This window comes from Streptomyces sp. NPDC017890 (assembly GCF_044328675.1).
Taxonomy (GTDB): domain Bacteria; phylum Actinomycetota; class Actinomycetes; order Streptomycetales; family Streptomycetaceae; genus Streptomyces.
The window spans coordinates 1-26236 of record NZ_JBIRHU010000007.1; the positions used below are offsets into that span (position 1 = coordinate 1).

General features: G+C 71.9%; 21 protein-coding genes and 3 pseudogenes. 10 read left to right on the plus strand and 14 right to left on the minus strand.

Translation table 11 applies throughout. The features are described 5' to 3' along the window. A pseudogene (locus ACH4F2_RS10805) lies at positions 1 to 444 on the plus strand (hypothetical protein); the annotation flags it as partial. A 431-nt stretch (positions 445 to 875) separates the two neighbouring features. Here ACH4F2_RS10805 and ACH4F2_RS10810 read toward each other — a convergent pair. The 5 genes from ACH4F2_RS10810 to xylB form a co-directional block, all read right to left on the minus strand. Next, positions 876 to 2399, minus strand: a complete 1524-nt coding sequence (locus ACH4F2_RS10810; protein WP_398132363.1) for an aldehyde dehydrogenase family protein — start codon at positions 2397 to 2399, stop codon at positions 876 to 878. Positions 2400 to 2544: 145 nt separating this feature from the next. Further along, entirely contained in the window at positions 2545 to 3804 is a 1260-nt protein-coding gene (locus tag ACH4F2_RS10815; protein ID WP_398132364.1) for a GAF domain-containing protein, read from the minus strand. Positions 3805 to 3925: 121 nt separating this feature from the next. After that, the gene (locus tag ACH4F2_RS10820) at positions 3926 to 4531 is read right to left on the minus strand and encodes an N-acetylmuramoyl-L-alanine amidase (RefSeq protein ID WP_398132365.1); all 606 of its coding nucleotides are present in this window, start codon (positions 4529 to 4531) and stop codon (positions 3926 to 3928) included. A 449-nt stretch (positions 4532 to 4980) separates the two neighbouring features. Then, a complete protein-coding gene (locus tag ACH4F2_RS10825; RefSeq protein ID WP_398132366.1) occupies positions 4981 to 6189 on the minus strand; it encodes an ROK family protein in 1209 nt (402 codons plus the stop codon). 368 nt (positions 6190 to 6557) lie between these two features. After that, entirely contained in the window at positions 6558 to 8003 is a 1446-nt protein-coding gene (xylB, locus tag ACH4F2_RS10830) for a xylulokinase (RefSeq protein ID WP_398132367.1), read from the minus strand. A 222-nt stretch (positions 8004 to 8225) separates the two neighbouring features. Between xylB and xylA the strand changes: the two genes are divergently transcribed. Further along, on the plus strand, positions 8226 to 9389 hold the full coding sequence (gene xylA, locus ACH4F2_RS10835) for a xylose isomerase (RefSeq protein ID WP_398132368.1): 1164 nt from the start codon (positions 8226 to 8228) through the stop codon (positions 9387 to 9389). Between the two features lie 406 nt (positions 9390 to 9795). On the opposite strand, the gene ACH4F2_RS10840 is transcribed toward xylA, so the two are convergent. Then, positions 9796 to 11064 carry an SWF or SNF family helicase gene (locus ACH4F2_RS10840; RefSeq protein ID WP_398132369.1) on the minus strand — a complete coding sequence of 423 codons (1269 nt, stop codon included), beginning with the start codon at positions 11062 to 11064 and terminating at the stop codon, positions 9796 to 9798. Then, positions 11061 to 13970: a DEAD/DEAH box helicase gene (locus ACH4F2_RS10845; protein WP_398132597.1), complete on the minus strand. Its 2910-nt coding sequence runs from the start codon at positions 13968 to 13970 to the stop codon at positions 11061 to 11063. Before ACH4F2_RS10845 ends, ACH4F2_RS10840 begins: the two co-directional genes overlap by 4 nt. 211 nt (positions 13971 to 14181) lie before the next feature. Here ACH4F2_RS10845 and ACH4F2_RS10850 point away from each other — a divergent pair, with 211 nt between their 5' ends. Further along, on the plus strand, positions 14182 to 14364 hold the full coding sequence (locus tag ACH4F2_RS10850) for a hypothetical protein (RefSeq protein WP_037761886.1): 183 nt from the start codon (positions 14182 to 14184) through the stop codon (positions 14362 to 14364). Between the two features lie 298 nt (positions 14365 to 14662). Here ACH4F2_RS10850 and ACH4F2_RS10855 read toward each other — a convergent pair whose 3' ends face one another. Beyond that, entirely contained in the window at positions 14663 to 15661 is a 999-nt protein-coding gene (locus ACH4F2_RS10855) for a hypothetical protein (RefSeq protein ID WP_398132370.1), read from the minus strand. Between the two features lie 140 nt (positions 15662 to 15801). Further along, complete coding sequence (locus ACH4F2_RS10860) at positions 15802 to 16098, minus strand: hypothetical protein (RefSeq protein WP_398132371.1); 297 nt, start codon at positions 16096 to 16098, stop codon at positions 15802 to 15804. A 97-nt stretch (positions 16099 to 16195) separates the two neighbouring features. On the opposite strand from ACH4F2_RS10860, the gene ACH4F2_RS10865 reads away from it, so the two are divergent. Beyond that, positions 16196 to 17092 (plus strand): oxygenase MpaB family protein, encoded by an 897-nt coding sequence (locus ACH4F2_RS10865; RefSeq protein WP_398132372.1) that lies wholly within the window; start codon positions 16196 to 16198, stop codon positions 17090 to 17092. On the opposite strand, the pseudogene ACH4F2_RS10870 reads toward ACH4F2_RS10865, so the two are convergent. Beyond that, positions 17078 to 17308 (minus strand): annotated as a pseudogene (locus ACH4F2_RS10870) (PadR family transcriptional regulator); the annotation flags it as partial. The gene ACH4F2_RS10865 and the pseudogene ACH4F2_RS10870 overlap by 15 nt on opposite strands. Here ACH4F2_RS10870 and ACH4F2_RS10875 point away from each other — a divergent pair. After that, positions 17269 to 18054, plus strand: coding sequence for an alpha/beta fold hydrolase (locus ACH4F2_RS10875; protein ID WP_398132373.1), 786 nt, complete (start codon positions 17269 to 17271; stop codon positions 18052 to 18054). The pseudogene ACH4F2_RS10870 and the gene ACH4F2_RS10875 sit on opposite strands and share 40 nt — an antisense overlap. Before the next feature lie 14 nt (positions 18055 to 18068). Here the strand turns inward: ACH4F2_RS10875 and ACH4F2_RS10880 are convergent, their stop codons facing one another. Then, positions 18069 to 18677: a class I SAM-dependent methyltransferase gene (locus tag ACH4F2_RS10880; protein ID WP_398132374.1), complete on the minus strand. Its 609-nt coding sequence runs from the start codon at positions 18675 to 18677 to the stop codon at positions 18069 to 18071. Between the two features lie 151 nt (positions 18678 to 18828). Between ACH4F2_RS10880 and ACH4F2_RS10885 the strand changes: the two genes are divergently transcribed. The 3 genes and pseudogenes from ACH4F2_RS10885 to ACH4F2_RS10895 all read left to right on the plus strand — a co-directional run bounded on the left by ACH4F2_RS10885 (position 18829) and on the right by ACH4F2_RS10895 (position 20765). Beyond that, a complete protein-coding gene (locus ACH4F2_RS10885) occupies positions 18829 to 19602 on the plus strand; it encodes an MHYT domain-containing protein (RefSeq protein ID WP_398132375.1) in 774 nt (257 codons plus the stop codon). A gap of 63 nt (positions 19603 to 19665) precedes the next feature. Beyond that, positions 19666 to 20092 (plus strand): annotated as a pseudogene (locus ACH4F2_RS10890) (DUF742 domain-containing protein); the annotation flags it as partial. A 67-nt stretch (positions 20093 to 20159) separates the two neighbouring features. Next, positions 20160 to 20765: a GTP-binding protein gene (locus ACH4F2_RS10895; RefSeq protein ID WP_398132376.1), complete on the plus strand. Its 606-nt coding sequence runs from the start codon at positions 20160 to 20162 to the stop codon at positions 20763 to 20765. 31 nt (positions 20766 to 20796) lie between these two features. Here the strand turns inward: ACH4F2_RS10895 and ACH4F2_RS10900 are convergent, their stop codons facing one another. Then, the gene (locus tag ACH4F2_RS10900; RefSeq protein ID WP_398132377.1) at positions 20797 to 21225 is read right to left on the minus strand and encodes a PPOX class F420-dependent oxidoreductase; all 429 of its coding nucleotides are present in this window, start codon (positions 21223 to 21225) and stop codon (positions 20797 to 20799) included. 107 nt (positions 21226 to 21332) lie between these two features. Here ACH4F2_RS10900 and ACH4F2_RS10905 point away from each other — a divergent pair, with 107 nt between their 5' ends. Further along, a complete protein-coding gene (locus ACH4F2_RS10905) occupies positions 21333 to 21746 on the plus strand; it encodes a roadblock/LC7 domain-containing protein (RefSeq protein ID WP_398132378.1) in 414 nt (137 codons plus the stop codon). A gap of 138 nt (positions 21747 to 21884) precedes the next feature. Then, the gene (locus tag ACH4F2_RS10910) at positions 21885 to 22826 is read left to right on the plus strand and encodes a DUF6397 family protein (RefSeq protein WP_398132379.1); all 942 of its coding nucleotides are present in this window, start codon (positions 21885 to 21887) and stop codon (positions 22824 to 22826) included. Between the two features lies 1 nt (position 22827). Here the strand turns inward: ACH4F2_RS10910 and ACH4F2_RS10915 are convergent, their stop codons facing one another. Together ACH4F2_RS10915 and ACH4F2_RS10920 are read right to left on the minus strand one after the other, a co-directional pair. After that, positions 22828 to 23694: an acyl-CoA thioesterase gene (locus ACH4F2_RS10915; protein ID WP_398132380.1), complete on the minus strand. Its 867-nt coding sequence runs from the start codon at positions 23692 to 23694 to the stop codon at positions 22828 to 22830. Between the two features lie 19 nt (positions 23695 to 23713). Then, a complete protein-coding gene (locus ACH4F2_RS10920) occupies positions 23714 to 26227 on the minus strand; it encodes a DEAD/DEAH box helicase (RefSeq protein ID WP_398132381.1) in 2514 nt (837 codons plus the stop codon). Between the last annotated feature and the right edge of the window lie 9 nt (positions 26228 to 26236).

Consider the following 26236-nt stretch of genomic DNA (forward strand, 5'->3'; position numbering starts at 1 on the left):
GTGTTCCTCAGTTTTCTGTTCGCCCTGCGCCGCCTTGTACGGAGTGACCGGAGAGCCACTTTGTGGGTCGCTATCGCCGGGCTGTCCCTCCTGCTGGTCGGTGACTCCCTGCGACTGTGGACGGTCGGCCTGCACGGCCCCGGGGTGATGTCCTGTCGACTGGTGGACGTCTGCGCCACCATGGGGCTGATGGTTGTCGCTGTCGCTCCTTGGGTGTCCGGCGGGGCGAGCGTCCTGGGTACCGCCCGGCCCGCGCTGCGGTGGGGGATGGAGGGTGCGGCGGCGTTCATCCCCTTGACGGTCTGCACGGCCACGACGCTGGGGTACGTGCTGGCTCCGCCCGTCCGGGACCCGGTGCCGCTGTTGGTCGGCGCAATGGCACTGCTGAGCCTCTGGGCCCGCCAGAGGTTCCTGCCGAGCGAGAAAGCCGGACACGACGGCTGAGTCCTCGTGCGGCCGCCCCCGTCGGAGCGGAAAGCGCCGGTTCTTCGTCTGTTGGTGGTACGGCGCAAGCAGCTCGCCCACCCGTGCTCATGGCAGCCGCCGGGATTTTTCCGGGGCCGCCGGCCCGGGGACGGTCCGGGTCTTGACTGATGCAGGCCTCGGGCCGCGGCTCTGTCGGTTCGGCTGCAACCAGCTCATCTGCATGCCCAAGACCTATGCTAGTTGACGCATCAATCACCGACATTCAGCGTAGTGACGCGTCAACCAAGAGGAACCGCCGCCGACACGGTTCGGCCCGCGGTTGGCCCGGGGCGTGCGTACCCGCAACTCGTGCGGCACGCACCATAATGCTCAAGAAGCGTTATGGTGCGTGGCTGCCTCGACGGGTTTCCTGGGGACGTGACCAGGCTCCCCGGCGATCGGCTTGAGTGCTAGAAGAACCCGAGCTTCTGAGGGCTGTAGGAACAAAGAATGTTCTTCGTCTGCTGGTAGTGCTCCAGCATCATCTTGTGGTTCTCCCGGCCGATCCCCGACTGCTTGTAGCCGCCGAAGGCGGCATGCGCCGGATAGGCGTGATAGCAGTTGGTCCAGACACGCCCCGCCTGGAGGGCGCGGCCCGCGCGGTAGGCGGTGTTCATGTCGCGGGTCCACACCCCGGCGCCGAGGCCGTACAGGGTGTCGTTGGCGGTCTTGATCGCGTCGTCGAAGTCGTTGAACGGCGTGACCGACACGACCGGGCCGAAGATCTCCTCCTGGAAGATCCGCATGCGGTTGTGGCCCTCGAAGATCGTGGGCTGCACGTAGTAGCCGCCCTTCAACTCGCCGTCGTGCTCGACGCGTTCACCACCGGTGAGTACCTTGGCGCCCTCCTGTCGGCCGATGTCCAGGTAGGAGAGGATCTTCTCCAACTGGTCGTTGGACGCCTGCGCGCCGATCATCGTGTCGGTGTCCAGGGGGTGCCCCGGCTTGATCAGCTCGGTGCGGGCGACGGCCGCCTCCATGAACTCGGCATAGGTGCCGCGCTGGACCAGTGCGCGGGACGGGCAGGTGCACACCTCGCCCTGGTTGAGCGCGAACATGGTGAAGCCCTCGAGCGCCTTGTCGCGGAAGTCGTCGTCGTGCGCCCAGACATCGTCGAAGAAGATGTTCGGTGACTTGCCGCCCAGCTCCAGCGTGACCGGCTTGATGTTCTCCGAGGCGTACTGCATGATCAGCCGCCCGGTGGTGGTCTCCCCGGTGAACGCCACCTTCGCCACCCGCGGGCTGGACGCGAGTGGTTTGCCCGCCTCCGCGCCGAAGCCGTTGACGACGTTCAGGACGCCGGGCGGCAGCAGGTCCGCGACCAGGCTCAGCCAGCAGTGGATCGACGCCGGGGTCTGCTCGGCGGGCTTCAGGACAACGGCGTTGCCGGCGGCGAGAGCGGGGGCCAGCTTCCAGGTCGCCATCAGGATCGGGAAGTTCCACGGGATGATCTGCGCGACCACACCCAGTGGCTCGTGGAAGTGGTACGCCACGGTGTCGTCGTCGAGCTCGCCGAGTGAACCCTCCTGGGCACGGATCGCGCCCGCGAAGTAGCGGAAGTGGTCGATGGCGAGCGGGATGTCGGCTGCCAGCGTCTCGCGCACCGGCTTGCCGTTCTCCCAGCTCTCGGCGACCGCCAGGCGCTCCAGGTTCGCCTCCATACGATCGGCGATCTTCAACAGGATGCCGGAACGCTCGGTCACCGATGTGCGGCCCCAGCCCGGAGCGGCCTCGTGCGCGGCGTCGAGCGCCCGCTCCACGTCCTCCGCCGTACCGCGCGCGACCTCCGTGAACGGCCGGCCGTTCACCGGTGACGGGTTCTCGAAGTACTGCCCGCGCGCCGGCTTCACGTACTCGCCGCCGATGAAGTGGTCGTAGCGCGACTGATAGGAGACGATCGCGCCCTCGGTGCCGGGCGCCGCGTAACGAGTCATCCTTCTGCCTCCCTCGTCGAGCGCTGCCCGCCGTTGGACAGCTCTGCGGGTGAGGCTAGGCAGCGGGACGTTGCAGGGACGTTGCGTGCGCGGCGGCCGACGACCGAGGGCGGAGACCGGGCCGTGACCGTCGCTCAACGGCCGGTCACCACGGGTTCGGGGCCGCCAGCTCGGACTCCAGCGCGACGAGCCGGGACCGGGCCGTCGGCGTGGGCCGGACCGCGGCCAGCGCGCGCCACACGTCGAGATCGTCCTCGCCCCACGGCGTGTGCGCCCAGTCGGCCAGCAGGTCGGGATCGCGGCAGGCGATCAGCGCGGCGCGCAGACCGTCGGCGAGCCGGTGCCTGTGCCGTACCACCGCCGGAGCCCGGGAGCCGGGCAGCAGCGGACCGGCGTACGCCGCCGCGGCCCCCGTGACCGCACCTGCCCGCAGGCGACGTTCGACGACGATGGCGTCCGACTCGACGGGCATCGCGAGCCGGTACGGCCGGGACGCCAGCCGGCCGGGCCCCAGGATCCCGCGCAGCCGCGCCAGTTCGGCACGCAGGGTCACCGGCGGCACCGTCTCGTCCTCGTACAGCGCACACAACAACTCGTCGCCGGTCAGGCCCTCCGGGTGGTGGGCCAGCAGCACCACGATCTCGCTGTGCCGCCGGCTCAGCCGGACTCGGCGGCCGTCCGCGCTCAGCAGGGCCTCGTCACGGCCCAGCGCGGTCAGCTCGGCCGCCTCGGCTCCGGACCGCTCCGGGGTGAGCAGCGCGAGCTGCGACTCGGCGGCACGCGCGACCGCCTGCACGAACCCCAGACTGTGCGGATGCGCCAGACCGTCCCCGCCGGTGATGTCCACGGCGCCGAGTACGCGACCCGTGCGGGGATCGTGCACCGGGGCCGCCGCACACGTCCACGGCTGGACCCGCCGTATGAAGTGCTCCGCCGCGAAGACCTGGACCGGCCGGCCCACGGCCACCGCCGTGCCCGGCGCGTTCGTCCCCACCGCGGACTCCGCCCACCGGGCACCCGGCACGAAGTTCATCCGTCCTGCCCGGCGCCGGGTGGCCCGGTGCCCCTCCACCCACAGCAGCCTGCCGTGCGCGTCGCACACCGCGAGCAGGTGCTCGCCGTCAGCGGCGAACGCGCCCAGGAGCTCCCGGACCAGCGGCATCACCCGCGCCAGCGGATGCTCGGCCCGGTAGGCGCCGAGGTCACCGTCCATGAGCTCCACGCTCGCGGCGCCGTCCGGACCGACACCTGCCCGGACCGACCGCCGCCAGGACTCCGCCACCACGGCACGCACGGGGCGCGGCACCGTCCCCGCCTCGGTGAACGTCGCGTGTGCGCGCCGCAGCGTCCGGGCGCGTTCGACGGGATCGGCCCCCGGTTCCAGAGCCAGCCATGAATCAGTCAACTCGGCCTCCCCGGACGGTGGTACTGGAGGTGATGCGATGGGAGACATCGTCACTCCGCGGATACGAGCGGACAACCTCTTCGACCGGCCGGATCACCCCGCACGTGAGGACCGCCGACGGTCAGACGAAGTTGACCAGTCTGATGTAACGGGTCCAGTCCCACAGAGGTCCGGGATCCGTATGGTCGCTGCCCGGTACCTCGTGGTGCGCGATGATGTGGGTGCGGTCCTTGGGGATGCCGTACGTGGTGCAGATCGCCGCGGTGAGCCGGGCCGACTGTTCGTACAGGGCGTTGGTGAAGTACTCGGGCCTGTCCACCCACCCCTCGTGTTCGATTCCGATGCTGCGGGTGTTGTAGTCCCAGTTCCCCGCGTGCCAGGCGATGTCCGCCTCACGGACACACTGCGCCACGTGCCCGTCGGAGGACCGGACGACGTAGTGCGCGGACACCTGCTTCTGCGGGTTGCGGAAGATGGAGAGGGTGTCGGCGTACGTCTCCTGCGTGACGTGGACGACCACGTGGTCGACGGGATAGGCGGTGGGGCGGCTCGACCGGGTGCAGTTGGACGTACTCGCCGGCTGCCACTCGGCGTCGGGGTAGTCGACGGCCCGGGGCCGGGCGGCGGCCCGTGTACCGGAAAGCAGGGCATACGGGACGGTGGCGAGCGCGGCGCCCTGCAGGAGACGCCGTCTGGTCGGAACCGGTGCTGTCCTTTCCCTTTCCATGGAGACCTGCCCTTCGTCGGTGGGGCCCTCGGGCTCTGTGTGTGTGGGGGTGCTCAGCTGCGCGACATGGCTGAGAAGGAGACGCTGACGTGACGTCCCCCGCCGGCCGTGCGAGGAGCGTCCGCGCGAATCACCGTACGGGCAGCGGGGGTTGTGCAGAAGGGCGCCGCGCCGTTCCGTGGACAGCCGCCGCCGTGTGGACACCGCGCTCACTCGATCGAGTGGCGAGGGCGTGAAGGGAGGGCATTCGGCGGGTCTCACGGCCGGGCCGGTTCGGCCACGACCGCCGTCCGGGGGTCGGGTCGGGGCTTGGGCCGTGTCCGTCCCGGGTCGGGGCTTGGGTCGCGTCCGTCCTGGGTTCGGGTCCGGGCTGTGGCCGTCCCGGGTTCGGGTTCGGGCCGTGTCCGTCCCGGGTTCGGGCCCGCTCCGTACCTGTCACCAGTCCGGCTTCAGGCCCGTTCCGCCACCACCGAAGGGTCGTCCAGGACGGCCCGCACAACCGAGTGCGCGGCGCCGAGCAGCGGTCCTTGAGGGCCGAGCCGAGACACGGAGACCGGGCAGGCCGGACCTGCCGTGCGCCGGGCCAGTTCGTCCCGCAGCGACGGCAGCAGCCAGGGGGCGAGGCCGGCCAGTGCGCCCCCCAGCACCACGCTCTCGGGGTCGAGCAGGTTGACCGCCCCGGTCAGTGCGATGCCGAGCGCCGTGCCCGCGTCGCGCAGGGCACGCCGTACCGCCTCGTCGCCCTCCTCGGCGCGCCCCGCGAGCAGCCCGACGCGGTCCGCGCCCGGCTCCACGCCCGCCGCGCGCAGTACCGCCTTCTCACCGGCGTACTGCTCCAGGCACCCTCGCCCGCCGCAGGCGCACTCCGGTCCGTCGGGGTTGACCGGGACGTGCCCCAGTTCGCCGGCGAATCCCCGGGTACCGCGCAGCAGCTGCCCGTCGACGACCACGGCCGCTCCGATGCCGATCTCGGCCGAGACATGAAGGAAGTCCCGTGGGGTGCCGTCACCGAGCCATAGTTCGGCGAGCGCGCCGAAGTTGGCCTCGTTGTTCACGGTCAGCGGCAGGTCCGCGGGCAGCAGCGCGCCCAGATCCGTGTCGTGCCAGTCCAGGTTCGGAGCGCGTACGACGGTACGGGCGTCCCGCGCCACGAGACCCGGCACGGCGACCGCGAGCCCGGCCGGCCACAGTCCCTCGGCCTCCGCCTCCGAGACGACCTGCCGCACCAGGCCGGTGAGCTGCTCGATCACCGGCTCCAGCGAGCGGCCCCGGTTGCTGCCGTACCGCACGACCCGCGACCGTACCCGGCCACGCAGGTCGACCGCGCAGACCGCGAGGTGGTCGACGCCGACCTCCGCCCCGATGCCGGCCGGGCCCTTGGCGCTGACAGCGAGCGCCGACCCGGGCCGTCCCACCCGGCCGGGCCGCTCGGGGCCCAGCTCTTCCAGCAGGCCGGAGCGGATGAGCTCGTCCACGAGCGTCGACACCGCCGCACGTGTCAGCCCGATCCGTGAGGCGACGGCGGCCCGGGACAGCGGGCCCTCGGCGCTGACGGTGTGCATCACCCGTGCGAGGTTGCGGCGGCGCATGCCCTGCTGGGTGTCCGGCAGCGCGCGTCCGGGGCGGGCGGGGTGTGCTTCGTGCGGCGGTGCGGTCATGCCTCCGTCAGTCCTTGGTCGGTCTTCGGTCTGTCTCCGGTCCCGGCGGGCGGCGGCCGAGGGCGCCGCCCGCGGTACCGCCGGGCACGCCCATGGGGGACGCCCCTCGACGGCCCGCCTCAGGACGCCCCCCGACGGCGAGCGTCGGCTCGTGGTCCATGTCCCTGCCCTCCGTCGACGAGTGCCGGACGCGGTCCACGCGGACGCACGCCGTCGGTGAGAGTGCCCCGGTCCAGGGGCATGCCCTCCGGCAGTGTGCGCACGGGTCGCCGTTCACGCCGACCGGCCCCCGACGACACCCTCTCGGGGGAGTCCCGCGGGAATCGCCCGTGACGGTTCCCGTCGGTGGCGTCCGCGTGAACGTGTCCTCAGTGGGAGTCCGCGTTCCGCTCCAGCAGCGGTGCCGCGTCGGAGAGTACCCCGGTGATCCTGGTCAGTGTCGTCTCGTCCCGTTCCACGGCGTCGAGTACCGGACCCGCGGCCGTGTTCCAGCGCCGGGCGACCGCCGCCGCGTCCTCGCCGGTCAGTAGTCCGGCCGCCTGCGCCGCGGCGCCGAGGGCGACCAGTTCCTTGGCCTCGGGGATCTGGACGGGACGTCCCGACAGCCGTCGTACGGTCTGCTGCCAGGCAGTCCCGCGCGCGCCGCCGCCGATCAGCAGCAGTGGCGCGGACGGGTCCGCGTCGGCGTCGAGGACCAGGTCGAGCGCGCCGAGCAGCGAGTGGACGGCGCCGTCGTACGCGGCCTGGAGCAGTTGGCCCGCGGTCGTGTCGTGGCGCAGTCCGTGCAGGAGGCCGGAGGAGTGCGGCAGGTTCGGCGTGCGTTCGCCGTCCAGGTAGGGCAGGAGCGTGACGCCGGTGCCGGGCTCCACGGCTTCCCGGTCGAGGCCGAGCAGGGCCGCGACGCGGTCGACGGCAAGGGTGCAGTTGAGGGTGCAGGCCAGCGGCAGCCAGTCGCCTCGCGCGTCGGCGAAGCCCGCCACGGTGCCGGTCGGATCGGCGGCGCGTCGTCGCGACACGGCGTACACGGTGCCGGACGTGCCGAGGCTCATCACCGGCACGCCGGGACGCAGCCCGAGACCCAGCGCGGCGGCCGCGTTGTCACCGGTGCCGGCGGCGACGAGGGTGCCCTTGGAGAACGGCAGTCCGTGGCCGTCGCGCACGGTGCCGGCCACCTCGCCGGGCCGGACCACTCGTGGCAGCAGCGCCGGGTCGAGCCCCACGCGCGCGAGGATCTCGTCGTCGTACGCCTCCGTGCCGGACGCCCACCAGCCGGTTCCGGACGCGTCGCCGCGGTCGGTGGTCCCCTCACCGGTGAGGCGTTCGGTGAGGTAGTCGTGGGGGAGGCGCACGGCCTTCGCCGCGCGCGCCGCCTCCGGCTCGTGCTCGGCCAGCCACGCCCACTTGGTGACGGTGAACGAGGCGCTGGGCACGCTGCCCGTGCGCTCCGCCCAGGTCTTCGGGCCGCCCAGTTCCTCGATCAGACGGCGGGCCTGCGGGGCCGAGCGCACGTCGTTCCACAGCAGGGCCGGGCGCACCGGATCGCCGTGGGCGTCCAGCGTGACGAGCCCGTGCTGCTGCCCGCCGATCGACACCGCGGCGGCCTCCCGCGCGGCGTCACCGCACTGGTGCAGGGCCTCGCACAGCGCGTCCCACCACTGGCGCGGATCGCTCTCGCGGCCGACTCCCGCGGACACGGTGTGGGGCGCCTGGCCGCTCGCCACGACCCGGCCGGTGGCCGCGTCGACGACCAGCGCCTTGGTGGACTGGGTGGACGTGTCCACGCCGACGACGAGCGGACCCTCGGCTGCTGACATCGGACTTCTCCCTCTTCCGCGGCTTAGCGGGATATGACTGGACTGCCTGGACGGACCTGCACTGAACAGGGGTTTCACGGTTCCTCGGGTCCTGGTGACCCGGGCGTCACTCCTTCGGGGACACCTTGTGCCTTCCCAGGACCGTGTGTGCATACTAATTTGTAAAGCGCCATGACGAAATAGTCGGCGGCAAGTGATCGGCAGCGAGCGAGGAGCCACGGAATGAACTACCAGCCCACTCCCGAGGACAAGTTCACGTTCGGTTTGTGGACGGTCGGCTGGCAGGGTCGGGACCCCTTCGGCGATGCCACCCGGCGGGCGCTGGACCCGGCGGAGTCGGTGCGCCGTCTGGCCGAGCTGGGCGCGTACGGGGTCACGTTCCACGACGACGACCTGATCCCGTTCGGGTCGAGCGACAGCGAGCGCGAGGAGCATGTCAAGCGGTTCCGGCAGGCGCTGGACGCTACGGGCATGAAGGTCCCGATGGCGACGACGAACCTGTTCACGCACCCGGTGTTCAAGGACGGCGCGTTCACCGCCAACGACCGCGACGTGCGTCGGTACGCGCTGCGCAAGACGATCCGCAACATCGATCTCGCGGTGGAGCTCGGCGCGAGCGTGTACGTCGCCTGGGGCGGCCGGGAGGGCGCGGAGTCCGGGGCGGCCAAGGACGTGCGGGACGCGCTGGACCGCATGAAGGAGGCCTTCGACCTGCTCGGCGAGTACGTCACCGAGCAGGGCTACGACCTGAAGTTCGCGATCGAGCCCAAGCCGAACGAGCCGCGCGGTGACATCCTGCTGCCGACGGTGGGCCACGCGCTGGCGTTCATCGAGCGGCTGGAGCGGCCGGAGCTGTACGGCGTGAACCCCGAGGTCGGCCACGAGCAGATGGCTGGGCTGAACTTCCCCCACGGCATCGCGCAGGCGCTGTGGGCGGGCAAGCTGTTCCACATCGACCTCAACGGTCAGTCGGGCATCAAGTACGACCAGGACCTGCGGTTCGGTGCGGGCGATCTGCGGGCGGCGTTCTGGCTCGTCGACCTGCTGGAGAGGGCGGGGTACGCGGGACCGCGCCACTTCGACTTCAAGCCGCCGCGGACCGAGGACCTCGACGGAGTGTGGGCGTCGGCGGCGGGCTGCATGCGCAACTACCTGATGCTCAAGGACCGGGCCGCAGCCTTCCGCGCCGACCCCCAGGTGCAGGAGGCCCTCGCCGCGTCCCGGCTGGACGAACTGGCGCGTCCGACCGCCGAGGACGGCCTCGCGGCGCTGCTGGCCGACCCGACCGCCTTCGACACCTTCGACGTGGACGCGGCCGCCGCCCGTGGCATGGCCTTCGAGCACCTCGACCAGCTCGCCATGGACCACCTCCTCGGCGCCCGCTGAGCGGTCCGGCCTCGGTACGAAGGCACCGGCCCCTTCCGGTCCACGGACGCTGTTGGCGAACCCCCGTCGCAGGATGCCGGTCGGAGTGCTTGTCCCGGCGACACGCCGCGTGCGCGCTGTCTGCCGGGGCCGTCACTCCGATCGAGGCCCCAGGGCGGCTGCCTGGCAGCCGCCGGACGGATTCACCGAAGCGTACGGTTCTCGGACGAGGCCGGAGCCCGTCGACCGGTGCCGGGAGGGCCCGGTCTCCGCGCTCGCCGTGGGCGATGTTCCTCGCGGGGACCGGCGCCTTGTCGCCGATGCCGGGACGGCCCTGTCACCCGGCGCTCGTCCTTGGGGACCGTCGCTCCTCGCCCGGTCCCGTTCCCGGTGTCGGCCGATGTAGCCCCGACGCCGGGACCGGGCATCAGGGTTCGTCCCCGGCCGTGAGTGCCGCCGTGGCCAGCGCCGTCGCCGGGTCCTGAGTGGCGCCGCCCACGGGGACCCAACGGCCGCGTTCCTTGCGGTAGGGCCACCAGCGGCCGTCGCGGTCCAGGCGGAGCTGGTGCGGCGCGCCGACGACGGTCCACCGGTTGGACCGCGCCCGCAACGACGGCCGCTCGCCCTCGTCCCACGCCGATTCCAGTGCCGCACGCGCGCGTGCGAGCGTGTCGCCCTCCACCGTCCACTCCTCCTCGAGCACGGAGAGAGCGGCTGCACCCCCGAGCCGCCAGGCGCGTACCGCGACCGCCAGCGCCTCCTGGGAGCGCCCCGAGCCGGCGCCGAGGCGGTGCAGCGCCTCCGCCCCGGGATCGTCCGCGGCCAGGCGTACCGCGTCCTGCGCATCGGTCACCTCCGCACCCACCGCCTGCCGGCCGTGCCCGCTACGCAGGGCCTCGGCGAGCAGGCGGTGTGCCTCCGCAGCCGCCCGGGAGGCCAGAAAGGCCAGGGCGGCCGGGTCGACGCCTGGAGGCGGCGCGCTCTCGGTGTCCAGGGACGGCGGTACACCCGGACGCTCCTGGAGGTCGGGGAGGGCAGGCAGCGGAGGCAGCACGAGCCCCGCCGCGTACGCCTCCGCGGCGTCCACGCCCTCCGGACGGGAAGCGGCATCCTCTGACGGTGCGTTGCCGCGGGACTGAAGGGCGTCGAGTACGGCGTGCTCCGCGCGTCCCCGCATCAGCAGCAGGACGAAGGGGTCCTGATCAAGCAGCCTGGCAACCTGGTAGCAGAGAGCCGCGGTGTGGCCGCAGTGGTCCCAGGCACCGCAGTCGCACTTCGGTTCCAGGTCGCCCAGTCCCGGCAGCAGGTCGATGCCGGCGTTCGCGGCGTCCTCCACGAGATGCGGCGGCATGTCGCGATCCAGCAGTGCCGCGACATGCCCGGACCGCTCGATCGCCATGTCGGCGAAGTGGTCCCACTGCGCGTCGGACAGCTTCTCCAGCAGGACGTCGGCCCGGTGCGCCGTGCGGTCCCGGTCCTGGACGACCGCGGTGATGCGTCCCGGGCGTACCGACACCGCACCGACCGCTCCCGCGCGCGCGAGCCGACGGCCCGTCTTCACCTGCGCCGTGTCCAGGGCCGCGTCCTCCAGTGCCTTCAGCCAGGCCTGACCCCACCAGGTCTGCGCGAAGCCCCGTCCGTGTGCGGGCGGCAGTGCGGCGAACGTCCGTTCCGTGTCATCGTCGTACCGGGTCATCGCGTACCCCCTCGCAGCTCGACCAGGTCGGCCAGTTCCGCGTCGGTCAGCTCCGTGAGCGCCGCCTCGCCCGCTCCCAGCACCGCGTCGGCAAGTTGCCGCTTCCGGTTCAGCAGGGCGGCGATGCGGTCCTCGATGGTCCCCTCGGCGACCAGCCGGTGCACCTGCACGGGCCGGGTCTGGCCGATGCGGTAGGCGCGGTCGGTGGCCTGTGCCTCGACGGCGGGATTCCACCAGCGGTCGTAGTGCACGACGTGCTCCGCGCGCGTGAGGTTCAGGCCGGTGCCCGCGGCCTTCAACGACAGCAGGAAGACCGGGACCTCGCCGTCCTGGAACCGCCGCACCAGCGTCTCCCGAGCCGTGACGGACGTGCCGCCGTGCAGGAACAGCGAGGGGACGCCGCGGGCGGCCAGGTGCTGTTCGAGCAGGCGTGCCATCTGCACGTACTGCGTGAAGACCAGCACACTCGCCTCCTCGGCGAGGATGGTGTCGAGCAGCTCGTCCAGCAGTTCCAGCTTCCCCGAGCGGCCTGTGATCCTCGGCCGGTCCTCCTTGAGGAACTGCGCGGGGTGGTTGCAGATCTGCTTGAGGCTCGTCAGGAGTTTCACGATCATGCCGCGTCGCGCCATGCTGTCGGCCCCGGCGATCTCCGCGAGCGCCTCGCGCACCACCGCCTCGTACAGCCCTGTCTGTTCCGCGGTCAGCGACACCGGGCGGTCCGTCTCGGTCTTCGGCGGCAGCTCCGGCGCGATGCCGGGATCCGACTTGCGGCGCCGCAGCAGGAACGGGCGCACGAGCCGCGCCAGCCGCTCCGCCGCCGCCGGGTCCTGGCCGCCCTCGACGGCCTGTGCGTAGTGCCTGCGGAAGGTGCCGAGCCGGCCCAGCAGCCCCGGGGTGGCCCAGTCGAGGATGGCCCACAGTTCGGAGAGGTTGTTCTCCACCGGGGTGCCGGTGAGCGCCACGCGCGCGCGTGCGCCGATGGAGCGCAGTTGCCGCGCGGTCTCCGAGTACGGGTTCTTCACGTGCTGGGCCTCGTCGGCCACGACCATGCCCCACTGCACGGCGGAGAGCCGGTCGGTGTCCAGGCGCATCGTGCCGTAGGTGGTGAGCACGAACTCGCCGTCGGCCAGCCCTTCCAGATCGCGCCGGGCACCGTGGAAGCGACGTACGGGCGTGCCGGGCGCGAACCGCTCGATCTCGCGCTGCCAGTTGCCCATGAGGGAGGTCGGGCACACCACCAGAGTGGGTCCGGCCGCCGACGCGTCGGTCTGCCGGTGCAGGTGCAGGGCGATCAGCGTGATGGTCTTGCCGAGCCCCATGTCATCGGCGAGACAGCAGCCCAGGCCCAACGATGTCATGCGGGCCAGCCAGTTGAGCCCCCGTCGCTGGTAGTCGCGCAGGGTGGCGTCGAGGGCGGCGGGCTGTGCGACGGCATCCTGGGCCTCGGGGTCGGCGAGCCGTTCCCGCAAGGCCGCCAACCACCCCGTGGGGCGCACCTCCACGCGGTGCCCGTCGACCTCCGTCGAGCCCGTCAGGGCCGCGGCGAGCGCGTCGACCGGTGTGACCTTGCGGTCCTGCCGGGTGCGGGCTCGGCGGGCCTCCTCCGGGTCGACGAGTACCCACTGGTCGCGCAGGCGCACCACGGGACGGTTGGCCTCGGCGAGCTGATCCAGTTCCTCGCGCGTGAGCCGCTGCTCGCCCAGGGCGAACGACCAGTTGAAGGCGAGCAGCGCGTCGGCGGACAGGAATGACGGGCCGGCGTCGGACGAGCCGGTGCGCGGCGCCGGGTCGTCGTCGGGCGGCCCGACCTCCGCGCGGGCGGTCAGGTCCCGGGCCAGCTCCCTCGGCCAGTGCACGTCGACTCCCGCGCCGGCGAGTGCCCGGGAGCCCCACCCGAGAAGCTCGGTGACCTCCTCGTCGGCGAGTTCGACGGCGTCCGGCACGGCGGCGGACAGGAGTGGTGTGAGGGCGGGCCAGGCCCGTGCCGCACGGCGGAGTGAGAGCAGGACGTCCATCCGCGCGCGCGTGCCGAACGCGCCGCCCGCCCACACCTCGGCGGTGTCCGCGACGAGCGCGGGATCGCTCACGCTGTGTACCTGGAGCACGGCTCGGAACGCCGGCCCGGTGTCCTGGGAAGCCACGGCCGACAGGCCACGCACCTCGACACGCAGTGACAGCCGGACGCCCGTGTCGTGTCCCGCGGCGATGTCGGCGGCCCATTCGCTCAGCTCGGGCGTGCGCCTGGTCTCCTGCGCGGCGTAGGCGGGTCCGGCAGTCACGAGTTCGGCGGCGGGGGAGCGGGGGAGTGTGTCGGCCAGGGCGTCCAGGAAAGCGCGCACCAGCCGTTCCGGGTCGGGCAGCCGCAGGGGTTCGACGTCGTCGACGGGTACCGCGTGGGCCTCGGGCGGCATGGCGGCGGCGAGATGGCGTACCCGTTCGGTCTCCTGCGCGCCCAGCGGGCCGGTGCGCCAGGCGTCGTGGTCGGCCGCGGACAGGCCGGGCAGCAGCAGCCCGCGCGCCACGAGGTGCAGTGCCTCGACGGCGACCGCGCCCCAGAACACGGTCGCCCGGTGGCCGTTCGCGTCGGCACGCGCGCGTGTGAGAACCGGCAGGGCCGCCCGCAGCGGCAGCAGCACCGCGGGCACGCGCACCGGACCCACGCCGTCGTCGTCGGGCAGTACGACCGTCAGGTCTTCCACGGACCCCGACGACATGGCCGCGGGGGCCTCGCCGTCGGGCCGCCAGAAGGCGACTGCGCCGGTGCGGGCGGGATCACCGGGTACGAAAACGGCACAGCAGCGGGCGAGTTCGGAAATCTCGGAAAGTGTCGCCGGGAGGGTGGTCTGCACAGCGATGATGTATTCCTCAAATTTGACTAGCCGGGGACGCGGTCGCCGACTGTACATGACTGCCGAGATCTCGGGGTGTGATTGGGGTGTGGCTTGGGTCACTATTCAGATGGGGAGGTGCTCTCTCCGGAAGGAGTCGCCGACGGGCTCTCAGGGGTGCGTGAGGGTACGGCCTCAGGGATGTCTCAGGGTCGCGGTACGGAACTGCCGGGAGCGCGGGTCCGTTTTCAGCACAGAGAGCGGCAGTGGCCGCGAAGGAGGCGACACCATGTCGAAGAACGCCAAGGTCGCAGCAGGGGGTGTGGCGGCCGGGCTCATCCTGCTGATCTGGCTGCCCTGGTGGGCCGCCCTGCTCATAGTTCTGGGGGTCCCGGCGGCCGCGTACCTCACCCTCGACCCCGCGCAGAGGCGCCGGCTGCGCCGCGTCACGCGCAAGGAGATCGGCCGCTGAGGCGCTGACGCCGCGTTGAGGCCGTGTCGGCAAGGGCGGCGAAGGGACCGCGTCACCGTCCGTGGTCCCGTCGGCCGTGCGTTCCGCGGGTGGCGCGGTGCCCCCGCTCCGCCCGCGCGGTCGGCGCCTCGAAAGCCGGCCGGGGGTGGGAGAGGGTCGGCCGCGGCTGCCCGGGCCACGTGGTGCCTGGACCGTCGACGTGCGTGCCGCCCCGGACCGTGCGGTAGTGGTGCGCCTCGCCCGCAGTGTCGACCACGCGCGGGTACACGCCGGAGTCGGCGGGCTTGGGCGCCCCGGCTCAGCTCGGCCGTACGGCCATCTTGTCGAGGGCCTTCAGGAGTCCGGGCAGCGACGGTCCCCGGCCCACCGGCAGGACCTCACCGGGTTCCTCGTCGAGGAGGATGAAGGCGATGTCGTCGGTTCTGGCGACGAGCGACCAGCCGGGGCCGTCGGCACGCAGTGTCCGCGCGTCACCCGGCGCGAAGGACGACCGGACCCGGCCGAGCGGCGGGGGCGTGTCGACGTAGGCGCGGGCCTCCGCGAGCACCCGCCGGACACCGCGGTGCCCGGGCGGGCGGGCACCGGCCTGGTCCGTGGCGTCGGCCTGGTCCGTAGCGCCGGCCTTGTCGGTAGCACTGGCCTTGTCAGTAGCGCTGACCTTGTCGGTCGTGCCGGCCTCGTCCGTGGTGTTGCTCTCCGCCCCATCGCCGGTCCCCGCGTCCCCCTCCGCGGCGTTGTCTGAGGCGTCCCCCGGCGCGCCGTCCGCCGCACCGGCGCCGCCGCGCGCCGCCGAGAAGTCAGCGTCGTCGACCTGCTCCCGCCACTGCGCCCACCGCAGGGCGATCTCGTCGGCCCCCAGGCGCCGCTGCGCCGACCCCCAGACACTGGTGTCCGGCGGCGACAGCGCGGGCTGGTCGGTCGACTCGGGGCCGGGATCGTGCGGCGCGGGCAGGCCGGGGGCCGCCACGGCGACCGCGAGGGGCCAACCGGGCAGCGCGGCGACGACCGTACGCTCGTCCGGCGACAGGTCGTGCTCCATTCCGCAGTCCCAGGACGCCACGGCGACGGCGACCAGCGAGACGTCGTCGATGACGACGGTCCACCGGGCGCCGCCACCGTCCTGACCGAGCACCATGCCGTAGCCGTCGGCCAGCGGTGGGAGACCGATCGCCGCGCACGCCTCCGGGTAGTCGTCGCCGAGCACACTCGGGAACTGCGCCGGTGTCAGCAGCGCCGCCGTGAGCACATAGAGCGCGTCGTCCGCGGCGGCGACGGCGTCCTCGTCCGTCCCGGCCATCCCAGCCTCCCCATCGGTTCGTCCAATGGCGCGCACCCTAGTGCGACCGGGAAGCCGTTGTCACGACTCCCAGACGCACCCCAGCTGCGGCTTTTCCGGGTGGACGGGGGCGAAACGACCACGTGAGCCTGACCGGCGGGTCAGGCCGTGGGCAGTCCCAGAAGCTCGCGGGCCACGCTCCGCGGCGGCTCGTCGCGCTCCCGCGCGAGCGCGATCACCGCCCGGCACGCCAGTTCGTTCACGCCGAACGACAGGGCCTCCGGCGACACCCAGCCCGCCGCCTCGTCCATTCGCTCCTGGTCGTCGTCGGCACACGCCGAGACGTACGCGGCCGCGGCCTCGAACAGGTTGTGCGAGCGCTGCTCCCCTCCCGTTTCGCCCTCTGCGCGCCGAGCGGCGCGAGATCTGTCCCATGCCTCGCGGATCCGGTCGAACAAGCGGACCACCCCTCCCTGCCGATAGCCATGGCCGGACGTACATCCCTCGTTGCTCAACGTAGAGTTGAAGCTTCGACGGCAGAAGGGGGCAGCCACGGTGAAGCGTTACGAACGGCTGGCACAGATCCGGCGGATGGACCCGTACGAGGACGCTTCGGAGATCTACCGCCTCGCTTCGGCCTACGAGTTCCCCTGGGACTTCACCCGTGCCCTCGAGCTGGCGCTCTACCGCACCTACGCCGTTCCCAGCATCGGCCGGCTGCTGGCCGAGACGGCGGAGTTCACGGGCCGGGCGCAGAAGCGGTACGACGACACGGCGCTGCTGCTCGACGCCGTGGTCGAGCACGGTTTCGGCAGCGAGCAGGGCCGCACGGCCATCCGGCGGATCAACCGGATGCACCGCAGCTACGACATCACCAACGACGACATGCGGTATGTCCTGTGCACGTTCGTCGTGACACCCAGACGCTGGATCGACGCCTACGGATGGCGCAGGATGTCGCGCCACGAGACCATCGCCTCCGCCGTCCACTACCGCACGCTGGGGCAGTACATGGGCATCAAGGAGATCCCCGGTTCCTACGAGGAGTTCGAAGCCTGCCTCGACGCCTACGAGGAGGCCCACTTCGCCTGGGACGAAGGTGGTCGCCGGGTCTCCGACGCCACTCTCGACCTCATGGCCTCCTGGTACCCGAGTCCCCTCGCCCCGCTCCTGCGGACCGGGACCCTCGCCCTGCTCGACGAGCCGCTCCTGCGGGCCTTCCGGTACACCCCGCCGAGTCCCGCCACCCGCGCGTTCGTGCGCCGCGCCGTGCGGCTGCGCGGCCGTGCGGTCCGTCTGATGCCGCCGAGGCGTGCCCCGCACCACGCCCGGCAGAACTGGGAGATCAAGGGATACCCGAACGGCTACCGGCTGGCGGAGCTGGGCACCCACCCGGCCCCTGGCGTACGGGGCTGTCCGGTCCGCCACCTCGGCACGTCAGCCGCCGAGTGAACCGATCGTCTCGCGCAGCCAGCTGAGCTCGGCCCGGGAGGTGGCTCGCGCGACGGTCAGCACGCCACGCCGGAACGGGTCGTCCACCTCCTCGGCGCGCAGCGGCCGGTCACCGTCGTAGAAGAAGCTCACGGGCTCTTCCAGGAAGGCCAGCCGACGGCGTAGTACGGCGGTCTGTGCGGCGGCGTCGTCCAGGTGCCGGAGGAAGGCGAGCACCCGGGTTCGACGGCGAGGGAAGCCGCATCCGCTGGACGGAGACACCGGGGGCGGAACCCGCGCGGGTGTACGTGCACGGACTCGGATCGGTCTCGTCCGTGTACCACGCCCACATCGCGGCACGTCCGGAACTCGCGGGCCGGCGCAGTCTCTTCGTCGATCTGCCCGGACACGGTGTCAGCGACCGGCCCGGGCACTTCGGTTACACCCTCGACGACCACGCCGACGCGCTGGCCGCCGTGCTGGACGCGGCGGGTCTGGCCGGCGCCGAACTGATCGCGCACAGCATGGGCGGCGCCGTCGCCGTGGTCCTCGCCCACCGGAGGCCCGAGCTGGTCTCCCGCCTGGTCCTCCCCGAGGCCAACCTCGACGCCTCCCCGCCGCCGACCGCGGGCAGCAGCCGCATCGCCTCCTACAAGGAGGACGATTTCGTCGACCACGGCCACGCGCGCGTGCTGGAGAGCGTCGGCCCCGTGTGGGCGGCGACGATGCGACTGGCCGACCCACGCGCCCTGCACCGCTCCGCCGTCGGACTCCGCCGGGGAACGGAACCTGTGATGCGCACGCTCCTCGAAGGGCTTCCGGTCGACCGTGTGTACCTGCAGGGCGAGCTCAGCGGTGAACTGGAGGGCCGGGAGGGACTGGAGGCCGCGGGCGTGCGTGTGGTGACCGTGCCGGGGGCCGGGCACAACGTCATGTTCGACCGTCCCGACGCGTTCGCGGCGGCCGTCGCGGGACGGAGCTGACCGGCCCTTCCCGCTCAGGCGGTCAAGCCCTCGCGCACGGCCAGGGCCAGGAAGCGGACGTCCTCGTCGACGTACGACGTCATGCGCCACCCCGAACCGGCCAGCATCGACCGGAGGCTGGGCTCGGCACGCAGATCGTCCGGGGCGATCCGCCGTCCCTGCCGCGCCGCGAGCGCCGCCCTTCCGATCGGGTGGAACAGCGCCAGCACACCGCCGGGACGTACGACGCGCGCCAACTCCCGCAGAGCCCGGGCGGGGTCGGGCAGATGTGCGACGAGGCCCGCCGCGAACACGGCGTCGAGCGACCGCGACCGCAGCGGCAGCGCCGCGACGTCGGTCAGCAGCAGCTGTCCGTCACGGTCCCTCCCGGCCCGTGCGGCGGCCTGGAGCATGGCAGGTGTCAGATCAGCCCCGACGACGAGGCCCGACGGCCCCACGGCCGCACGCAAAGGGGGCAGGGCGCGTCCGGTGCCGCAGCCCGCGTCGAGCACGTGGGCCCCCTGGCGCAGGCCCAGCTCGGCGACCGCGGCCGCATAGGCGGGTCCGTCGTCGGGGAACCGGCTGTCCCAGTCGGCGGCACGGGCGCCGAAGAACTCCTGGACGTGCGTGTGGTCGTTGCTCATCACCGCATGATCCCCCAATGGCACAGAAGCTGCCGCAGTGCACATGTTCGAGCGTGACGCGATCGTTCCAGCGTCTTCCTGCGTCAGACAGCAACAACTTTCGAAAGGTGCCCCCACTGTGCGCCCTCGCCGGGACTAGCGTCCCGGGGTCATGGGACACCTGGACCACGCCGCCCTGGGCTGGCTGACCCCCGTGCTGTCGTACGCGATGGCCTGTACCGGCGCGGCCCTCGGACTGCGATGCACCGTGCCCGCCCTCGCCACCACCGGGCGTGCGCGCCGCAACTGGCTCCTCACCGCGGCCTCGGCCATCGGGACGGGCATCTGGACGATGCACTTCGTCGCCATGCTCGGCTTCCGGGTCAGCGGCACCGACATCCGCTACGACGTGCCGCTCACCCTCACGAGCCTGCTCGTCGCCGTGCTCGTCGTCTGCGCCGGTGTCTTCTCGGTCGGCTACGGACGCGACCGCGGGCGGGCACTCCTGCTCGGCGGACTCACCACGGGGCTCGGCGTCGCGAGCATGCACTACCTCGGCATGGCGGCCGTGCGCCTGCACGGCGACGTGAGCTACGACCCGACGCGCGTCGCACTCCCCGTCCTCATCGCCGTCGCCACGGCCACGGCGGCCCTGTGGGCAGCGCTCAACACCAAGGCACCGCTCGCGGTCGCCCTCGCCTCGCTGATCATGGGCGCGGCGGTGAGCAGCATGCACCACACGGGCATGTCCGCGGTGACCGTGCGGGTCACGCCCTCCGGGGAATCACTGCCCGGGGCCACGGCGATGCAGTTCATCTTCCCCCTCGCCGTCGGCCTCGGGTCCTACCTCTTCCTGACCTCCGCCTTCGTCGCGCTGTCGCCGACCGCGGGGGAGCACGCGGCGTCCGCCTCGGCCCGGCACCCCGTCGACAGCACCGCCCGGTAGCGGCGGCCCCGGGGCGCCACCGGCCCGGACACAACGCCCGACCCCGTCCCGAGCGAGGAGGCCATGCCCACACCCCGTACGACACGCGCGACCGGCGCCGAGGCGCCGCCCCAGCCACCCGTGCGCGGCCGTCGCGCGCACGCGGGACCACCGGCGGCCGAGGAGGAGCCGGTGGCACCCACGGGCGAGGCACCGGACCCGCCGCTCACGCGCGTCCCTGACGCACCGGGCGTCGACGACGCCCGTGCTCGGGCCCGAACACCGGACCCTGATCGCCTTGTGCCGCACGGAGCCCCAGTCGGTCGCCGAACTCGCCGCGGACGCTGATCTGCCCGTGGGCGTCGTCAGGGTGCTCCTCGGTGACCTGGTGGAGCTCGGCTCCGTGACCGTCAGCCGCCCCGTCCCGCCCGCGCAGTTGCCCGACGAACGCATTCTGCGCGTGCCCGACGAACGCATTCTGCGCGAAGTGATCGACGGACTGCGCGCACTGTGGAGGAGACCGAAAGACCATGACCGGCACATACGTTCACGACCGTCCGGACCGGGAGAAGTGATCGATGGGCTCCGAGCACTCCGACGCCACGGACGGCGACACGACCGCGCTGGCGTTGAAGATCCTGGTCGCCGGAGGATTCGGCGTGGGCAAGACCACCCTGGTGGGCGCGGTCAGCGAGATCAGGCCGCTGCGCACGGAGGAACTGCTCAGTGAAGCCGGACGGCTGGTGGACGACACCGACGGCATCGACCGGAAGGTCACCACGACCGTCACCATGGACTTCGGGCGCATCACCATCCGGTCCGGCCTCTCCCTGTACCTCTTCGGCACACCGGGCCAGGACCGCTTCTGGTTCCTCTGGGACGAACTCGCACAGGGAGCACTCGGCGCCGTCGTCCTCGCGGACACCCGGCGTCTGTCGGACTGCTTCCCGGCGGTGGACTACTTCGAGCACCGCCGCATTCCGTTCGTGGTGGCCGTCAACTGCTTCACGGGGGCGCGCCGCTACGACGCCCAGGACGTCCTGCGCGCCCTCGACCTCGACCCGGGAACCCCGGTGGTGCTGTGCGACGCCCGGGACCGCGCATCGGGGAAGGAGGTGCTGATCCGGCTCGTCGAGTACGCCGGGCGGATGCACACCGCCCGGCTGCTCGACTCCGTGCGCTGACCACACCGGCCTCCCCGGGGCCCGGCCGGCCTCAGTCCGCCACAGCCGCCTGGGCCAGGACCTTTTCCACGGTGACGCGGACGAGGAGCTCGCCCGGGACGCCGTTGCGGGCCCCGAACTCCTCGGCGCGTTCCTCGCCCATGTACCGGGCCCCGAGGCGGGCGGCCCAGTGACGGAGTTCGTCGAGGTCCTCCGAGATCCGGGCGCGTCCCTGCAGCACGACGAAGTCGAACGGCGGCCGGTCGTCGTCCACGCACAGGGCGACCCGGCCGTCACGGACCAGATTGCGTCCCTTCACGGTGTCCTTGCCGGTGTTGAACACCACGTCGTCCCCGTCCAGCAGGAACCAGATCGGCGCCACGTGCGGGCTGCCGTCCGCCCGCACGGTCGAGAGCTTCGCGGTACGGGTGCCGTCCGAGACGAACGCCCGCCATTCCTCATCGGTCATCTTGTGTGCCATGCCCCCATCCTCCTTGCCCGCAGCACGGGCGTGGTGAAGGCTTGCGGGCAGATCCTCCGAACAGGAGGGCGACCATGCACATGGGGACGACACGGGGAGATCGGATCATGGTGCAGAATCAGGGACTCGGCTGGCTGCTGGACGACCTGACCGAGCGCGTCGAACACGTCCGGCACGCGTTGGTCCTGTCCAACGACGGGCTGGTCACCGGAGCCAGTACGGGCCTGCGACGCGAGGACGCCGAGCACCTCGCCGCCGTCTCGTCCGGCCTGCACAGCCTGGCCAAGGGCTCGGGCCGCCACTTCGGCGCGGGGCAGGTACGGCAGACGATGGTCGAGTTCGACGACGCGGTGCTGTTCGTCACCGCGGCCGGCTCGGGCAGCTGCCTGTGCGTGCTCAGCGGCGCGGAGACCGACATCGGGCAGATCGCCTACGAGATGACGCTGCTCGTGAACCGCGTCGGTGAGCACCTCGACGTCGATGCGCGACAGCCGGGACGAATAGCACCCACGGAGCTGTGACCTGGGCATTCAATGGACCGATGGGGTCGGCCGCAGAGTTGTCCACAGGCCGGCCATGGATGTCGCGACAGCAGCTACGGTTTTTGTGTCAGGCGGGCGCGGACGGCGTCGGCCGCACACTCCACGGGGGAGACGAGCATGTCCGGCAACACCGCCACGCACGAGATCACGGCCACCACCGAGCCGGTCACCACGAAACGCGGCACCACCCGCGACAACTCGCTCGCCCCGAGCCGCGCGGCGCGAGAACTCGGTCTCAAGCGCCGTGACTTCGACCTCGCCGTACGTCTCGGCCGCATCCGCACCGTGCCCGACGAGGGAGGAGGAGGCGGCCGGCGCGTCGACCGCGACGAGATCGAGCGGCTCCGAGCGAGGGAGGGCCAGGCCGAGGCGCTGAGGGACAGCGTCCGAGCCGTCGGGACCACCGAGGGGGCGGCCCTCATGGACGTGACCAGGGCCCGCTTCACCCGCCTCGCGCGGCTGGGGCTACTGGTGCCCGTGGCCTTCTACGTCAACCGCTACCGCGCCGTCGTCTGGCTCTACCTGGCCGACGACCTCCGGCAGTTCGCGGCCGACGAGAGGAATGCCGCACTGCTGCGGGGCCGAACGCCCGAAGGACTGCGGGACCAGTTGACCGAAGGCCTCGACCTGCGTCCCCGTAACTGGCGGGGCCGGCACCTGGGATTCCTGCTCCGCCAGGCCGACGACCCGTGGGCCCGGGCCGCGGCCGTGGCGTCGCTGCTCGACCCGGTCGAGGTCTCGGAGGTCGTCAAGGACCCCTACGAGCGTTCCCACCTGAACCGGTTCCGTCCGGTGTCGCCGGCCCACGGCTCGCCCGGCTCGCCCGCCGCGCAGCTCGTGGAGGAGATCACGACGGCGGCCGACCCGGACGAGATCGACTGGCTCCGCACGGACCTGGCGGGCGCGGTGGAAGCCGCTCGCCGGCAGCGTCCGGCGCCACGCCCCGCCCAGCGCCAGGTGCCGCCGCTCCCGCCCGAACGGGAACGCAGGGGGCACGAGGCGGAGCAGACCGGACGGTTCCGCGGCCTGTTCGGCCGGCTGTGGCGCCAAGACGCCTGACCTACAGGGCCCGGAACAGCCCTTCCTGGACGACGGACACCAGCATGCGCCCCTCCGTGTCATAGATCCGCCCGCGGGCCAGGCCCCGCCCGCCGGTCGCGATCGGCGACTCCTGGTCGTACAGGAACCACTCGTCCGCGCGGAACGGCCGGTGGAACCACATGGCATGGTCCAACGACGCCATGTCGAAGCCCCGCGGCCCCCACAAAGGTTCCACCGGGATGCGCACGGCGTCCAGGAGGGTCATGTCGCTGGCGTAGGTCAGGGCGCAGGTGTGCACGAGCGGGTCGTCGCCGAGCGGCCCGACCGCGCGCATCCACACCGCGCTGCGGGGTTCGGCGCCCTGGACGTCCTCGGCGTTCCAGCGCAACCGGTCGACATAGCGGATGTCGAAGGGCTGACGGCGGGCCATCCGCTCGAACTGCTCCGGCAGCGCCCCCAGATGCTGCCGCACCTCGTCGGCGACCGTCGGCAGGGACTCGGGATCCGGCACCTTGCGGGCCGGCGGCAGCTGGTGCTCGAAACTCCCCTGCTCAGGCTTGTGAAAGGAGGCGGTGAGATTGAAGATCGTGCGGCCCTGCTGCACCGCGGTGACCCGGCGGGTCGTGAACGACCGCCCGTCTCGTACCCGTTCCACCTGGTACACGATCGGCACGCCAGGGCGTCCCGGGCGCAGGAAGTACGCGTGCAACGAGTGCACCGGGCGGTCCCCCTCCGTGGTGCGGCCCGCGGCGACGAGCGCCTGGCCGGCCACCTGGCCTCCGAAGACCCGCTGCAGCGACTCCTCGGGGCTGCGGCCACGGAAGATGTTGACCTCGATCTGCTCCAGGTCGAGCAGGGCGACGAGGCTTTCGGCCGGGTTCGTCATCGGTGGGATTCTCCTGTGCTCACAGCTGGCCGACATCGGTGATGCGGACGACCGCCCGGCCCTCCGCGTCGGAGGCCGTGAGGTCGACCTCCGCGCTGATGCCCCAGTCGTGGTCGTCGTTCGGGTCGTCGAAGATCTGCCGCACACGCCACAGGCCGTTCTGCGGCTCCTCCTCGATGACCAGCAGCTTGGGGCCGCGGGCGTCGGGACCGGTGCCGAGGTCGTCGTACTCGTCCCAGTACTTGTCCATGGCCTCGCCCCACGCGTCGGCGTCCCAGCCGGCGTCGGAGTCCATCTCGCCCAGCACCTCGACCTGGTCGAGGGCCGCGAGCTCGACACGGCGGAACATGGCGTTACGGACGAGGACACGGAAGGCGCGCGCGTTGGCGGTGACCGGCCGCACCTGGTCGGCCTTCTCCTGCGCCTCCTCGGCGGTCATCTCCTCCGGGTTGGCGAGCTGCTCCCACTCGTCCAGCAGGCTGGAGTCGACCTGGCGCACCATCTCGCCGAGCCACTCGATCAGGTCCTGCAGGTCGTCGGACTTCAGATCGTCCGGCACCGTGTGGTCGAGGGCCTTGTAGGCGCTCGCCAGGTAGCGCAGCACGATGCCCTCGGTGCGGGCCAGTTCGTAGTGGGAGACCAGCTCCGTGAAGGTCAGCGCCCGCTCGTACATGTCCCGGATGACGGACTTCGGCGACAGCGGGTGGTCACCGACCCAGGGGTGGCTCCTGCGGTAGGTGTCGTAGGCGTGGAAGAGCAGCTCCTCCAGCGGCTTCGGGTACGTGACGTCCTGGAGACGCTCCATGCGCTCCTCGTACTCGACACCGTCCGCCTTCATCGCGGCCACGGCCTCACCGCGCGCCTTGTTCTGCTGGGCGGCGAGGATCTGCCGCGGGTCGTCCAGAGTGGACTCGACGACGGACACCATGTCCAGCGCGTACGACGGCGACTCCGGGTCCAGCAGCTCGAAGGCGGCCAGGGCGAACGTGGAGAGCGGCTGGTTCAGCGCGAAGTCGTGTTGCAGGTCCACCGTGAGACGGACGATGCGTCCCTCGGCGTCCGGCCGGTCGAGCTTCTCGACGATGCCGCCGTCCAGCAGCGAGCGGTAGATGGCGATCGCCCGACGGATGTGCCTGAGCTGCTGCTTGCGCGGCTCGTGGTTGTCCTCCAACAGGTGCCGCATCGCCGCGAAGGCGTCGCCGGGCCGGGCGATCACCGACAGCAGCATGGTGTGCGTGACCCGGAAGCGGGACGTCAGCGGCTCCGGATCGGAGGTGATGAGCTTGTCGAACGTGGTCTCCGACCAGGCCACGAAGCCCTCGGGGGCCTTCTTGCGGACGACCTTGCGCCGCTTCTTCGGGTCGTCACCGGCCTTGGCGAGCGCCTTCTCGTTCTCGACGACGTGCTCGGGCGCCTGGGCGACGACGAAGCCCTCCGTGTCGAACCCGGCGCGCCCGGCCCGGCCGGCGATCTGGTGGAACTCCCGGGCCCGCAGGGTGCGCACCCGGGTGCCGTCGTATTTGGTCAGCGCCGTGAACAGCACGGTCCGAATGGGGACGTTGACGCCCACGCCGAGCGTGTCCGTTCCGCAGATCACCTTCAGCAGGCCGGCCTGCGCGAGCTTCTCCACCAGCCGCCGGTACTTGGGCAGCATGCCGGCGTGGTGGACACCGATGCCGTGCCGGACGTAACGAGAAAGGTTGCGGCCGAACTTCGTGGTGAAGCGGAAGTTGCCGATCAGCTCGGCGATCCGCTCCTTCTCCTCACGCGTGCACATGTTGATGCTCATCAGGGCCTGCGCCCTCTCCACGGCCTGCGCCTGCGTGAAGTGCACGATGTAGACGGGAGCCTGCCGGGCGGCCAGCAGGTCGGTGAGCGTCTCGGTGAGCGGCGTGTAGCGGTACTCGTAGGAGAGCGGCACCGGCCGGGTGGCCGAGCGGACCACCGCGGTGGGACGACCGGTGCGGCGCGCGAGATCCTTCTCGAAGAAGGAGACGTCACCGAGCGTCGCCGACATCAGGACGAACTGGGCCTGCGGCAGTTCCAGCAGGGGAATCTGCCAGGCCCAGCCGCGGTCCGGTTCCGCGTAGAAATGGAACTCGTCCATGACGACCTGACCGATGTCCGCGTGCTTGCCGTCACGCAGCGCGATGGACGCCAGGACCTCGGCGGTGCAGCAGATGACGGGGGCGTCGGCGTTCACGGAGGCGTCGCCGGTGAGCATGCCGACGTTCTCGGTGCCGAAGATCTTGCACAGCTCGAAGAACTTCTCCGACACCAGCGCCTTGATCGGCGCCGTGTAGAAGGTGACCTCGTCCCGGGCCAGGGCGGCGAAGTGGGCGCCTGCCGCGATCATGCTCTTGCCGGAGCCGGTGGGCGTCGACACGATCACGTTCGCGCCGGAGACCGCCTCGATCAGCGCCTCCTCCTGGTGGGGGTAGAGCGTGAGACCGCGCTCCTGGGCCCACGCCTCGAAGGCTTCGTACAGGGCATCGGGGTCGGCGGTCCGCGGCAGCTGGTCGATGAGGGTCACGCCCCCATC

What these genes read in the sequence shown, in the direction of transcription:
- ACH4F2_RS10820 (WP_398132365.1), bottom strand. Translation starts at nt 4,531, where the DNA reads ATGGAAAGGGAAAGGACAGCACCGGTTCCGACCAGACGGCGTCTCCTG.
- ACH4F2_RS10910 (WP_398132379.1), top strand. Translation starts at nt 21,885, where the DNA reads ATGTCCGGCAACACCGCCACGCACGAGATCACGGCCACCACCGAGCCG.
- ACH4F2_RS10915 (WP_398132380.1), bottom strand. Translation starts at nt 23,694, where the DNA reads ATGACGAACCCGGCCGAAAGCCTCGTCGCCCTGCTCGACCTGGAGCAG.
- ACH4F2_RS10885 (WP_398132375.1), top strand. Translation starts at nt 18,829, where the DNA reads ATGGGACACCTGGACCACGCCGCCCTGGGCTGGCTGACCCCCGTGCTG.
- ACH4F2_RS10840 (WP_398132369.1), bottom strand. Translation starts at nt 11,064, where the DNA reads ATGACCCGGTACGACGATGACACGGAACGGACGTTCGCCGCACTGCCG.
- ACH4F2_RS10880 (WP_398132374.1), bottom strand. Translation starts at nt 18,677, where the DNA reads ATGAGCAACGACCACACGCACGTCCAGGAGTTCTTCGGCGCCCGTGCC.
- ACH4F2_RS10810 (WP_398132363.1), bottom strand. Translation starts at nt 2,399, where the DNA reads ATGACTCGTTACGCGGCGCCCGGCACCGAGGGCGCGATCGTCTCCTAT.
- ACH4F2_RS10900 (WP_398132377.1), bottom strand. Translation starts at nt 21,225, where the DNA reads ATGGCACACAAGATGACCGATGAGGAATGGCGGGCGTTCGTCTCGGAC.
- ACH4F2_RS10825 (WP_398132366.1), bottom strand. Translation starts at nt 6,189, where the DNA reads ATGACCGCACCGCCGCACGAAGCACACCCCGCCCGCCCCGGACGCGCG.
- ACH4F2_RS10895 (WP_398132376.1), top strand. Translation starts at nt 20,160, where the DNA reads ATGGGCTCCGAGCACTCCGACGCCACGGACGGCGACACGACCGCGCTG.
- xylA (WP_398132368.1), top strand. Translation starts at nt 8,226, where the DNA reads ATGAACTACCAGCCCACTCCCGAGGACAAGTTCACGTTCGGTTTGTGG.
- xylB (WP_398132367.1), bottom strand. Translation starts at nt 8,003, where the DNA reads ATGTCAGCAGCCGAGGGTCCGCTCGTCGTCGGCGTGGACACGTCCACC.
- ACH4F2_RS10855 (WP_398132370.1), bottom strand. Translation starts at nt 15,661, where the DNA reads ATGGCCGGGACGGACGAGGACGCCGTCGCCGCCGCGGACGACGCGCTC.
- ACH4F2_RS10905 (WP_398132378.1), top strand. Translation starts at nt 21,333, where the DNA reads ATGGTGCAGAATCAGGGACTCGGCTGGCTGCTGGACGACCTGACCGAG.
- ACH4F2_RS10850 (WP_037761886.1), top strand. Translation starts at nt 14,182, where the DNA reads ATGTCGAAGAACGCCAAGGTCGCAGCAGGGGGTGTGGCGGCCGGGCTC.
- ACH4F2_RS10845 (WP_398132597.1), bottom strand. Translation starts at nt 13,970, where the DNA reads ATGTACAGTCGGCGACCGCGTCCCCGGCTAGTCAAATTTGAGGAATAC.